This window comes from Pseudomonas sp. WS 5146 (assembly GCF_012985495.1).
Taxonomy (GTDB): Bacteria; Pseudomonadota; Gammaproteobacteria; order Pseudomonadales; family Pseudomonadaceae; genus Aquipseudomonas; species Aquipseudomonas edaphica.
In genome coordinates, this window is the sequence record NZ_JAAQWL010000006.1 from 90520 (window position 1) to 103082 (window position 12563).

9 protein-coding genes are annotated in these 12563 nt (G+C 58.4%); 5 read left to right on the forward strand and 4 right to left on the reverse strand.

Features of this window, described 5'->3' with window-relative positions; translation table 11 throughout:
* The first annotated feature begins 122 nt into the window (after positions 1–122).
* From HBO41_RS17100 to hemB, 3 genes are all read left to right on the forward strand, one after another.
* The gene (locus tag HBO41_RS17100) at positions 123–821 is read left to right on the forward strand and encodes a glutathione S-transferase N-terminal domain-containing protein (RefSeq protein WP_017137779.1); all 699 of its coding nucleotides are present in this window, start codon (positions 123–125) and stop codon (positions 819–821) included.
* Between the two features lie 3 nt (positions 822–824).
* On the forward strand, positions 825–1667 hold the full coding sequence (locus HBO41_RS17105) for a PhzF family phenazine biosynthesis protein (protein WP_017137780.1): 843 nt from the start codon (positions 825–827) through the stop codon (positions 1665–1667).
* A gap of 115 nt (positions 1668–1782) precedes the next feature.
* Entirely contained in the window at positions 1783–2757 is a 975-nt protein-coding gene (gene hemB, locus HBO41_RS17110) for a porphobilinogen synthase (protein ID WP_169987060.1), read from the forward strand.
* A 659-nt stretch (positions 2758–3416) separates the two neighbouring features.
* Here hemB and HBO41_RS17115 read toward each other — a convergent pair.
* The 3 genes from HBO41_RS17115 to HBO41_RS17125 form a co-directional block, all read right to left on the reverse strand.
* A complete protein-coding gene (locus HBO41_RS17115) occupies positions 3417–3848 on the reverse strand; it encodes a hypothetical protein (RefSeq protein ID WP_017137783.1) in 432 nt (143 codons plus the stop codon).
* Positions 3845–8581 (reverse strand): RHS repeat-associated core domain-containing protein, encoded by a 4737-nt coding sequence (locus HBO41_RS17120; protein WP_169987276.1) that lies wholly within the window; start codon positions 8579–8581, stop codon positions 3845–3847. The genes HBO41_RS17115 and HBO41_RS17120 overlap by 4 nt, the downstream gene beginning before the upstream one ends.
* 184 nt (positions 8582–8765) lie before the next feature.
* The gene (locus tag HBO41_RS17125; RefSeq protein WP_169987062.1) at positions 8766–9380 is read right to left on the reverse strand and encodes a LysE family translocator; all 615 of its coding nucleotides are present in this window, start codon (positions 9378–9380) and stop codon (positions 8766–8768) included.
* A gap of 145 nt (positions 9381–9525) precedes the next feature.
* Here HBO41_RS17125 and HBO41_RS17130 point away from each other — a divergent pair, with 145 nt between their 5' ends.
* Together HBO41_RS17130 and HBO41_RS17135 are read left to right on the forward strand one after the other, a co-directional pair.
* Positions 9526–10611 carry a DUF1615 domain-containing protein gene (locus HBO41_RS17130; RefSeq protein ID WP_169987064.1) on the forward strand — a complete coding sequence of 362 codons (1086 nt, stop codon included), beginning with the start codon at positions 9526–9528 and terminating at the stop codon, positions 10609–10611.
* Positions 10612–10701: 90 nt separating this feature from the next.
* Complete coding sequence (locus HBO41_RS17135) at positions 10702–11127, forward strand: PaaI family thioesterase (RefSeq protein WP_099547658.1); 426 nt, start codon at positions 10702–10704, stop codon at positions 11125–11127.
* A 244-nt stretch (positions 11128–11371) separates the two neighbouring features.
* On the opposite strand, the gene HBO41_RS17140 is transcribed toward HBO41_RS17135, so the two are convergent.
* The gene (locus HBO41_RS17140; protein ID WP_138454037.1) at positions 11372–12553 is read right to left on the reverse strand and encodes an acetyl-CoA C-acetyltransferase; all 1182 of its coding nucleotides are present in this window, start codon (positions 12551–12553) and stop codon (positions 11372–11374) included.
* Positions 12554–12563: the final 10 nt, after the last annotated feature.

Sequence of the window (12563 nt, forward strand, 5' to 3'; positions counted from 1 at the left end):
TGTGAATCGGCTCTTTGGTTCGCCTGTGCGCACCATAGCGCGGCTATGTTGCGCAATGATGACCCATGCAGGACGGCGTGCAGGTGGCTATTATGGGGACTTTGAGCCTGGGGGACTTCCCGATGAACGCACTTGCCGCTTTCCCGATCAACAGCAAATGGCCCGCCCAGCACCCGGAGCGCTTGCAGCTGTATTCGCTGCCCACGCCCAATGGGGTCAAAGTGTCGATCATGCTGGAGGAACTGGGCCTGCCTTATGAAGCACATAAGGTCAGTTTCGAGACCCAGGACCAGTTGTCGCCAGAGTTCATGTCCCTGAACCCCAACAATAAAATCCCGGCGATCATCGACCCCAATGGCCCGAGCGGTCAGCCGCTGGCGTTGTTCGAGTCCGGGGCGATCCTGATTTACCTGGCGGAAAAAACCAGCCAGTTGCTCTCCGAAGACCCGGCCACCCGTTACGAAACCCTGCAGTGGCTGATGTTCCAGATGGCCGGTATCGGCCCGATGTTTGGTCAGGTCGGGTTCTTCAACAAGTTTGCCGGCAAAGCATACGAAGACAAACGCCCACGTGATCGCTACGCCGCCGAATCTCGGCGTTTGCTCGGCGTGCTGGAAAAACACTTGCTGGGCCGCACCTGGATCATGGGTGATGAATACAGCATCGCCGACATTGCCACCTTCCCATGGATCCGCAACTTGATCGGTTTCTACGAGTCCGGCGACTTGGTTGGCATCGCTGATTTCCCTAATGTGTTGCGTGCACTGGACGGTTTTGTCGCCCGCCCGGCGGTGATTCGTGGCCTGAGTATTCCGAGCTAAGACATGCCGACTTTCGATTTCAAGCAACTGGATGTGTTCAGCCGGGTTTCGCTCAAGGGCAACCCCTTGGCGGTCGTGCTCGGCGCCGATAGCCTCACGGACCAGCAAATGGCCGACTTCGCCAACTGGACCAACCTCAGCGAGACCACGTTTTTGCTGACGCCGCGTGACCCTCGGGCGGATTATCGGGTAAGAATTTTTACCACGCTTAAAGAGCTGCCGTTCGCCGGGCACCCGACCCTGGGCAGTTGCCATGCGTGGCTGCAGGCAGGTGGCGTGCCCAAGGGTGAGGAGATTATCCAGGAGTGCGAAATCGGCCTGGTGCGTGTCCGTCGCCAAGGCGATGAACTGGCGTTTATTGCACCGCCGTTGTTGCGCACAGGGCCGGTGGAAGCGCCCCTGCTGGAGCGCGTGCGCCTGGGGTTGGGCCTGGCACCTGAGGCCATTGTGCGCAGCCAGTGGGTGGATAACGGCGCGGACTGGCTGGCGGTGATGCTGGCCGACCGCGAGCAGGTGTTGGCCTTGCAGCCCGATTACGCGCAATTGCACGGCCTGGCCATTGGCGTCATCGCGCCCTGTGACCCGGCGCGTGACGAGGTGGACAGCCACTTTGAAGTGCGCGCTTTTATCGCCGGTGACGGCGCCCAGGAAGACCCGGCCACCGGCAGTTTGAATGCCGGTGTTGCCCAATGGTTGCTGGCCGAAGGCCTCGCGCCCGAGCGGTATGTGGTCAGCCAGGGCACCGCGATTGGGCGTGCCGGGCGAATTCACGTGGAGCGCCAAGGTGATGAAATCTGGGTGGGCGGCGCAGTGGCGGCGTGCATCGAAGGGCGAGTCCAGCTCTAGATCAATATATTGTTACGGCCCACGCAATACACTATTGGCCCCTGGGCGTTTGTGCTGCGGGGGCCAAGGGGCATAAGCTTTTGCCCCAACTATTCTGCCGCTATCCAGGAAAGCCATGACCAGCCAGTTCCCCCAAGCCCGTCTTCGCCGCCTGCGCCGCTCCCCGGAGCTGCGTGGCCTGTTCCAGGAAACCGAATTCACCCTCAACGACCTGGTACTGCCGATTTTTGTCGAAGAAGAAATCGACGACTTTGTGCCGATTACCAGCATGCCGGGCGTGGTGCGTATTCCTGAGAAAAAACTGGCCGGTGAAATCGAGCGTTATGCCCGTGCCGGGATCAAGTCGGTGATGACCTTCGGCGTGTCCCACCACCTGGACGCCAACGGCAGCGACACCTGGAAAGAGCGCGGCCTGGTCTCGCGCATGTCCTCGATCATCAAGGACGCCGTGCCGGACATGATCGTGATGTCCGACACTTGCTTCTGCGAATACACCGACCACGGCCACTGCGGCGTGATGCACGGCGCCCACGTCGACAACGACGCGACCCTGGTCAACCTCGGCAAACAAGCCGTGGCCGCCGCCCGCGCCGGCGCCGATGTCATCGCACCGTCGGCCGCCATGGACGGCCAGGTCCAGGCCATTCGCCGTGCCTTGGACGACGCGGGCTTCACCCATATCCCGATCATGGCCTACTCCACCAAATTCGCCTCGGCCCTCTACGGCCCATTCCGCGAAGCCGGCGGCAGCGCCCTCAAGGGCGACCGCAAAAGCTACCAGATGAACCCAATGAACCGCCGCGAAGCCGTACGCGAGTCCCTGCTCGACGAACAGGAAGGCGCCGATGCGCTGATGGTCAAACCGGCTGGCGCCTACCTCGACATCATCCGCGACATTCGCGAAGCCTCACGCTTGCCGGTGGCGGCGTATCAGGTGAGTGGCGAATACGCGATGATCAAGTTTGGCGCCCAGGCAGGCGCAATTGATGAGGCCCGGGTGGTGCGCGAAACGTTGGGGTCGATCAAGCGGGCTGGCGCGGATTTGATTTTTACGTATTTTGCGATGGATTTGGCGTTGGCTGGGATCTGATTTTGGGTTTTGGGCCTGTGGCGAGCGAGGGTGCTCGTCACAGGAGCTTGAAGCTATGCATACAGTGATTCAGACCATAGTGTGCGATACGCAATTTGCTCGTTAATGTCGTTTGTGAGTTCATTTTCTTCATAATCGAATATACGAACGAGCTTCGCGTCCGGATCACCTAGTTTTGTTTCGTAAGCAACCAATCCACTAGACATTTGTGAGCACATTGCCGAAGGATATACATTGATTTTAGCGCCTTTACAGAGGAATTTTATGTCGCTAAAGTCTTTTCTCATTAGGCCGAAACATATATAGATGTCAATGTCGGTGTAAGTTTCTTTTACGCCGTTCGCGAACGTTATCGAGAGCGTTGCTGTTTTTCCATCACACTCGATGGTCGCATTTTCGCGAATCGAATTTCTGATTGTGGTGATCTCTAATTTTTTCACTTTCTAACTTCTATTGGGATTAATCAGGTCAACCTCGGCAAACAAGCCGTAGCCGCCTGCGTCGGCGCCCATGCACGGCCAAGTCCAGGCGACCGGCTGCGTACTCGACGACGCTGGCTTCACCCAAATCCAAATCATAGCGTTGGCCGGGATCTGATTTGGTTTGTAGGCCTGTGGCGAGTGAGTATCTCGCCACAGGGTTGGTATTGACTGATTTCGTCAGTCGTTACTTTCTTTTGGATCAAGGGCCTCAGTTCGATCTGCACCTATAGACGTTATCCATTCTTTGTAAAAATTATATTGCTCGTTTGGATCGCTCGTGAGGTTATGTTCTTCAAAGTCAAATATGTTGACCAAATCTTCTCGTGTAGCGCGTTTTCCAAGAGTTAATTCATAAGCAACCATTCCTCCACTCATCTGCGAGGCCATGCTAGAAGGCCTGACATTGATTTTTGCGCCTTTGCAAAGAAACTTTATATGAGGGAATTCTATTCTAACTTTTGCCAAGCATTTGTACATGTCTTCTGCTGTGTATACTTTCGCAAAATTATCTGCTTCGGAAAACTTTAACTTTATATGGGCTGAGTCATACTTGAAAGTGACGTATTTTTCTACACCATTTACTATGGCTTTGATTTTTTTTGTTTTCATTTTATTTTCCTGTTTGGGTTTGGAATCGAATATCCCACATAGCTGCCATCTCGTTTCATAGGCGTCGCACCCAAAATGTCTTCTGTATTTATCTTGCTTTGTATAGCTATTTCGGCTTCATTGTCAAAAGGAGCTAATTTTCCTAATTCTTTGTTAACGTCACGACCGGGAATCTTTTTTAGCGCGTAGAGAAAGCCTTTTCGAGTTCCGTATTCGGTCGCAAAATCAATTCCGATAAGTTTCGAGGGAGAAGTACTTATGAAGTTGCTCGGTGGGTTGTTGCTGTCGAGCGCGTGCAAGTATAAGTCATTGCTGTCGCCCTTGCTTTTAAAACCATATTGAAAAATACGGTCTGGAGTTTTGTCATCGCCACGGAATAAGTATTCGCTGTTGCTGGCTGGCTGTTTGGGCTCTCCCTTGTTTACTTTCGCTTTGGCGATGTCTACCGCTTCAGATTTTGATTTACAGCCATGCTCACCAGGGCACGAGTTCAAACCTAGCGGATCCACCCACCCGGTAGGGTTCGGCACGTATTGGTACGTATTAATCCCACCCGCCAGCTTCACCGGGTCCGGCGTCAGGTAACGACCAATATCCGGATTGTAGTAGCGATGGCGGTTGTAGTGCAGCCCGCTTTCCGCATCGAAATATTGGCCCTGGAAGCGCAGCGGGTTATCGATTTTTCCGACGTCGAGGCGGGCGATTTCCCCGTAGGCGCGGTAGTGCGCGGACCAGACGATTTCGCCTTCGGGGTTTGTCAGTTCCTGCGGCGTGCCCAGGTGGTCGAGTTGGTAGTGGAAGGGTTTGGTGTCTTGAGGGCCAAAGCCTTCCAGCAGTACCAACGGGCGAAAACTGTCTGGCTCGTAGAGGTAGCTGCGATGCCGATCCGCGTGGTGTTCTGCCACCAGCTTGTCGCCTTGCCAGAAAAACTCCGTGGTTATGTCGTTAACGGTTTTGCTGACCCGCCGTCCAAATGGGTCATAGCGATAGCTGGCGGTTTGCCCGTTTGGTTGAGTAATACCCACCAGCCGATGCTGGCAGTCGTAGCGGTACTCGGTGACGAGCTGATGACCCTTGCCGCGCCGCTGTCGGATCAAATTACCGAAGGCGTCATAGTCATAATGATGATCGCCTTGGATCATCAACCTGTTCCCCGCCACGATGTCCGGGCCGGGGCGGTCTTGCATCAGCAGGTTGCCGGCCGGGTCGTGGCCGAAGCGTTCCTGCACGTCTTGCGAGTGGTCGGCGCGGGTCAGGCGGGCGAGGGGGTCGTAGTGGTAGTGGTGTTCGCCTTTGCGGGTGTCGAGCAGGCGGGTGAGGTTGCCGCTTTTGTCGTAGTCGTATTGGCGTTGGTAAAGGGTGTGTTGCTGTTGGCTGACGGCGTGGGCGTGCAGGCGGTTTTGGTCGTCGTAGTGGTAGTGACTGAGGAGCTGGCCCTGCTGGCGTTGGTGTTCGCGGCCGGTTTTGAACAGGTGGGAGGTGAGGGTTTCGCCATTCAGCTCGACGGTGGAAAGGTGGCCGCCTTTGTCGTGGTTGAAGGTAAGGCGGTTGTTGTCTGGCAGGCGCAGTTTGTGCAGTTGGCCGCAGGCGTCATAGCCGTAGCGCAAGGTGCCCCAGCCTTGGTGTTCGGCGGTGAGGCGGTTTTGTGGGTCGTATTCGTAGGCCAGCGCCCAGTGGCCGTCGTCGACGCTTAGGAGGTTGCCTTGGCGGTCGTAGGCATAGTCGACAACATTGCCGTCTGGCAGGGTTTTTCTTACGAGGCGGCCGGCGTGGTCTCGCGCGTAGTGGGTTACGAGCTGACTGCCGTCGTCGCCGTGTTCGGTTTTTTCCGCCAGGTTGCCGTTGAGGTCATACACATAGGCCGTGCGCTGGCCGTCAAAGCTGATTTCCTGCTGGATCAGGCCGTTGGGGTGGTAATCGAGCCGGTAGGTTTCGCCTGCCTCGTTCTCGATTGAGGTCAGCAGCAGGCGTGCATTGTCGTAGTGATACTTAACGTGGCTGCCATCGGCGTTGATTCGGCGGCTGATCAGGTGCAGGCCGTCGGCGTATTCGTAGCGGGTGACGTGGCCGAGTTCGTCGTGTTCGGCGGTGATTTTTCCGTAGGCGTTGTAGCTGTATTCGCGCGTTGCGGCGCCTGGAGGTACGACACGAATCAACCTACCCACGCTGTCCCACTGATACTGGGTCAGCGCTCCCTGTTCATCCTCGCGGGCAACCTGCCGACCAAGGTCGTCATAGCGATAACGCTTGATACCCCCATTAGGCAGCAGCTCCTCAAGCAACTGCCCGCGCTCATTCCAGACCAGCCGATGGCAACTGTTATCGGGAAACCAAACCCCCGTCAGCTGCCCATATTTGTTGTAGCTGTAGTCCGTAATATTGCCGTCAGGATCCGTCTTACGCGTGACGTCGCCTTGATCATTGCGCTCATATTTCCAGACGGCGAGACCACGCCTTACGACCCGTACGAACCCGTTGTCATGCTCGTAGGACGTCGGCTCATCGTCCCCCGGAAACAGCGCCACCAAGCGTCCGGCTTCGTCGTACTGGTACGCCGTCACCGCCCCAAGCGGGTCCTGCTCGACTGTCAGCCGGCCCTTATCGTCATAAGACTTGAAGTGTTCAGCACCGTCCGGATCAATGCGCTGCACCAGTCGCGCACGGTCATCGTGGACATACACTTCCCGGCTGCCATCAGCGTTATGCACCGTGACACGGCCGTCATCCCCCCAGGCATACCGCGTATCCATCTGCGAGAAGCTGGCCCAGTGCCGAACACACCGCGCCGCCTTGCCAGCCCGTTCCCATTCCCAAAAGAAACTCGCCCCACCGGCCAGCCCGCGCTCAAGAATGACGTGCTGCTCGTCGTACCGATAAACCTCGCTTTCGCCTACCGCATTGGTTGCAGAAACCAGTCGGCCAAGGTCGTCATAGGCGTAGGAAACAATGCTCTGCTCGGTCACCCACTCAAACGGCTCATGCCCTTTGGCCCGATGAACCTGATAGTCCACCGCCACAATGCGGCCCGACTCGTACCGCAGAAACAGCGAGCGACCTACACCATTGTCCAGCCGCTCAACCCGCCCCAAACGATCGCGGAAAACCCGCAACCGGTTGTCATATGCATCGCTGATGGCTGTCAGCACACCCTCTTGAAAGTGGTAGAACCGCGACGCCTGGGCCAGCACCAGTTCATCGGGCAAATCGCCCAAGTAGATCGCCGCTTCAGCCAAGCTATTGGTAATCGCCGGTCGAGCAGCGGAGGGCAGCACAAACTCGGTACGACGATTCTCATGATCCGTCCACACCACCGAATCACCGGAAACAGAAAGCCGCTGCGCCAGCGAATGACTCCAACCAAACCCCAACCCGCAATCCACTTCCACTGCACTGGTGCGATACAACCGCGTCCACTCAAACGGCAAAACCCCATCCAACGTGCCGTCTGTGAGCGTCAGCAATTCCTCGCCGGTGACCATCGACACCGGGCAGCCGTTGGTAACGGTTCTGTCGGCCGGAGCCGCCGCATCGCCATTCAGGTTCTTGCCCGAAGCCGGCACATCATCCACAGGTTCCTGGCGCACCAACGCGGTCTGCTGCGTCTTGCTGCGCACCGCCGGCACCGGGTTGGCAACCAACTGGTCCCCAGCCTTCAGCGGCGCAACCGGCACGGTCTTGATCGGCGTCGGGGCACTGCTCAGCAACAAGGGTTTAACCGCCGCTACATGTGGCTCCAACGTCGGCCCCACATGCTGTTTTGCCAGCAACTCGAGCAAACTCCGCGCCCGTCCGGACTTGATGTGCCCGAGGACTTGAGTGCCCAGGCGTACTGCCACGCCCATGCCCGCCGTCGCCCGAATCAACAGCAAGTTGATCAACACCTCGCCGGTGATTTCGCCCATCAGCTCCTGCAAGTCTTGCGGCGGCAGCAGGCGCATCCAGCTGACCATCGCCGACACGTAAATGAACAACAGCGGCTCATCGCTGAGTACCAGCAGGCCGTTGGCGATCGCGTCATTGCTGAGTGTCAGCAGCTCATCAAGCTCGGCCTGGGAGATGTACTTGAGCAACTTTTCGCTGTTGGGCTTGATGTCCGCCAACATGTCAAACAGCTGCGTCAAGTTGTCCCAAAGGGTGTAGAGCGCCGTGCCCATGCCATTGAGAGCCGCTTTCTCCAGCATCCTGCGTTGATCAAGCGGTTTGGCGTCGGTATAAATTCTCCACTGCGCTTGGAAGGTGTCGTTCCACGCTTTACGCAGGCGCTCTTCCAACCCCGCAATCACTGACTGATAAGACGCGTACAGTGCCTTGACGTGATCTTTGGAAACATCGGGGTAAAAACTGATTCGATACGATTGATTACGATCACACTCGGTGATTTCGAGAATGCCGCTGGGGCCGATGGTGTGGTGGATCGGCTCGCCCAATGGGCCGCCGTTGGGATCGACGCGTTGCAGCACCACCGGCGTATTGCCGATAGGCACGAAGCGCTTGCTTTGGAACATATGCACCAGGGTCAACGTGCCATTGGCCTGGCACGTGGCAACGGTGCTACTGGGAATGATGGAGCGGTTGATCGGGGCGACCAGCGCCACCTCATCCCCGACCTTGAACACCTGCTCGACATCCAGCGCCGAGAAGCTCCAGAAGCTCGACGCCCATTCGTCAAAGGTATTCAGGCATTCGCGAAAATCACGGAAGACGCTTTCAACGTCGACCGTCTTCACGTCCATTGGGGTCAGGGCCAGCCTGCCAATGGCCGGGTTCAAGCGCTAGCCCCTTTGGCCTGGGCTCTAACTAACAAAACCATCTGCAATCCCTCGCACTGTGTGATCAGGCGAAGGACTTTGCAGCGGTTTTCAGGAAGGATCTGTAGAGCTTATCCGGGTGTTGGGTAGGAGGTTTCGCTAGTTCTTGTCAGCGCTGCGCAAACGCCAGGTTCAACCCCAACCCCGCAAAGGCTGCGGCAAAACTGCGGCGCAACCAATTCTGTACCCGTGGTGACTCGATCACGGCACGGCGAAACACATTGGCCAGCAGGCCGTACACCACAAACACCGCAAACGTCATCGCCATGAAAACGCCACTTAGTACCAGCATCTGCACAGCGGGCGCCGTGCTGCCGGGGGTGACGAATTGCGGCAGGAAGGCCAGGAAGAAAATCGTCAGCTTGGGGTTCAGGATATTCAGCAGAAAGCCGCGCAGCATCAGGCTGCGTGCAGTCGCGACCGCTGGTGTGTCGCTCATGGCGAAGGCCGAGCGGTCACGCCAGGTGGCATAGGCCAGATACAAAAGGTAGGCCGCCCCAGCGAATTTCAACGCCTCAAAGGCCAGGGCGCTGGTATGCAGCAGGGCGGAAAGGCCCACTATCGATGCGAGCAAGTGGGGAATGATCCCGGCAGTACAGCCCAACGCGGCGAACAGGCTGGCACGCTTGCCGGCAGTGAGGCCGTTGGACACGGTAAAGATCACCCCAGTGCCGGGGATCAGCACGACGATCAGGCAGGTGACGAAGAAGTTCAGGCTGAGCATGGCATTCAAACTCCTTGTACGAATGGTCGATGACCGATCCTGTCACGTTCAGTGATAACTGGCGAGTGCAACAGGTCGGCGAACCCCGGTTAGACTTACCTGTCGATATCCGCACAACCGGCCCGTCGTTATTCAAGGAAACCCCATGTATTCAAGCCGCCTGATCCTGTGCCTCACCACCTTGCTGGTGCTGGCCGGCTGCTCCACTCCACGCGGCCCGCAGCAGCCTGAGCGCAGCGAGGCCGAGGTGAAGGCGCAGATTGTGCGGCTGTTACCGGCCACGGTGGCGGACCGCAACGGCTGGGCCAAAGACATCTACACCGCCTTCGACACCCAGAAAATCTACCCCAGCAGCGAAAATATCTGCGCTGTGCTGGCGGTGACCGAGCAAGAGTCCACCTATCAGGTAGACCCGCCGGTGCCGAACATGGGCAAGATCGCCCAGGATGAAATCCTGCGCCGCGCCGGCAAGGTCCATGTGCCGGCCTTTGTGGTGCGTACCACGCTGCAACTGCGTTCGCCGACCGGCAAGACTTACGCCGAGCGCTTGAATGCCGCGCGCACAGAGAAGGACTTGAGCGGCATTTTTGACGATTTCATCAGCATGGTGCCCCTGGGTAATACCTTGTTCGGCGGCTTTAACCCGGTGCACACCGCCGGCCCCATGCAGGTCAGCATCGATTTTGCGCAGCAACACGCTCGCGATTATCCCTACGCCGTGGATGGCACAATTCGTCGCGAAGTCTTCACCCGTCGTGGCGGCATGTACTTCGGTATCACGCATCTTCTCGGTTACCCGGTGAGCTACGACCAGCCGCTGTACCGCTTTGCCGATTTCAACGCGGGGTGGTATGCCAGCCGCAATGCCGCGTTCCAGGCTGCTGTCAGCCGAGTCAGCGGCACCGAGCTGGCGCTGGATGGGGACCTGATTCGTTATGGCTCACTGCTGCCCGGCACCACCGAGTTGGCGGTGCGTTCCCTGGGCGCGAAGCTGGATATGCGCAACCCCAGCATCCGCAGCCAGCTGGAAAAGGGCGAGCAGCTCGACTTCGAAGAAACCACCCTCTACAAACGCGTATTTGCCCTGGCCGACAAAGCTGCCGGCAAGCCTGTGCCGCGCGCGATTTTGCCGGGCATCGTGCTCAAGAGTCCGAAGATCACCCGCAACCTCACTACCGCGTGGTTTGCCAAGCGTGTGGATGAGCGCTATCAGCGTTGCATGAAGCGTTAGCTGATTGTTGATCATTGGCTTGGCTGATCTTGATGGTGAACTTGGGGAGGCTGGGGTACACCTCGTGTTTTGGCCAAGGAAGAGCTCGCCATGATCACTTACACCGTGCCCGAAGGGTTTGTCTCGCTGCCACGCAGCAGCCCGTTGCTCGACCTGTTAGGTCCGGCGTATTGCCGGGGTGAAGGGTTGCAATTGGAAATCGGCCTGCGTGCCGACAACCGCCACGCCAATGGGCGCGGCACGGTGCACGGTGGGGTGTTGGCAACGCTGGCGGATGTCGGCATGGGCTATGCGATGGCGTTTTCCAGCGAACCGCCGTTACCGTTGATAACTGCTAGCATGACCCTGGACTACCTGGGTGCCGTGCAGGTGGGGGAGTGGATTGTGGTGCGGCTGGAGCACCACAAGCGTGGCCGGCAGATGGCGTTTGCCACTGTGAGCCTGCAAGTGGGGGACAAGGTGGTGGCACGGGCGAATGCGGTGTTTGCGGTACCTCACTCTGACGATGAAGATTAAATGTGGGAGCTGGCTTGCCTGCGATAGCGGTGTGTCAGGTAACAACTGCTTGGCTGACACACCGCTATCGCAGGCAAGCCAGCTCCCACATGAGTATTGTTTTTTTTCAGGAAAACCGGGCAAAGAAAAGGCCCGATTTTTCGTGGAATCGAGCCTTTTCTCATGTTGCTCTTGTCGACAGGGGCTGCTGCGCAGCCCAACGGGAGCAAGCTCCCTCGCCACAATTAGCCTGCTGCTCTTTAGATCAACTGCGCTCGAGGGCCAGGGCTACCCCTTGGCCGCCGCCGATGCACAAGGTGGCAAGGCCTTTCTTGGCGTCGCGCTTGATCATTTCATGCAGCAGGGTCACCAGCACGCGGCAGCCTGAGGCGCCGATCGGGTGGCCGATGGCGATGGCGCCGCCGTTGACGTTGACCTTGTTCGCATCCCACTCCAGCTCTTTGCCCACCGCCAGAGATTGCGCGGCGAAGGCTTCGTTGGCTTCGATCAGGTCCAGGTCACCCAGGCTCCAACCGGCTTTGTCCAGGCAGCGGCGGGTAGCCGAGACCGGGCCGATGCCCATGATCGCAGGGTCCACGCCGGCGTTGGCGTAGCTGGCGATACGCGCCAGCACCGGCAGGCCGAGAGCCTTGGCTTTTTCGGCGCTCATCAACAAGACAACGGCGGCGCCGTCATTGAGGCTGGAGGCGTTGCCGGCGGTGACGCTACCCTCTTTCTTGAACGCGGGCTTGAGCTTGGCCAGCGACTCGGCTGTGGTGCCGGCGCGCGGTTGCTCATCCACGGCGAAGGACAACGGATCACCCTTGCGCTGTGGAATCAGGATCGGAGTGATCTCATCGACAAACCGGCCGGCTTCGATAGCGGCGGCGGCTTTCTGCTGGGAGGCGGCGGCGAAGGCGTCCTGGGCTTCACGGCTGATGCCGTACTTGTCCACCAGGTTCTCGGCGGTGATGCCCATGTGGTAGTCGTTGAACGCATCCCACAGGCCGTCAGTGATCATGCTGTCGAGCATCTTGGCGTGGCCCATGCGCAAACCGGTGCGCGCAGCGGGTAATACGTACGGCGCCAGGCTCATGTTCTCCATGCCGCCGGCGATGATCACCTCAGCGTCACCACAACGGATGGCTTGGGCACCCAGGTGCAGGGCTTTGAGGCCCGAGCCGCAGACCTTGTTCAGGGTCAAAGCCGGCACCGCATGGGGCAGACCCGCCAGAATAGAGGCCTGGCGCGCCGGGTTCTGGCCGCTGCCTGCGGTCAGTACCTGGCCGAGGATCACTTCATCGACCTGAGCCGGGTCCAGACCGGTCTGCTCCAGCAGGCGACGGATCACGGCCGCGCCCAACTCCGGTGCCGGAATGCTGGCCAGCGCTCCTTGAAAGCTGCCCACGGCGGTGCGGGTGGCAGCAACAATCACGACGTCTTGCATGGAATCTGTC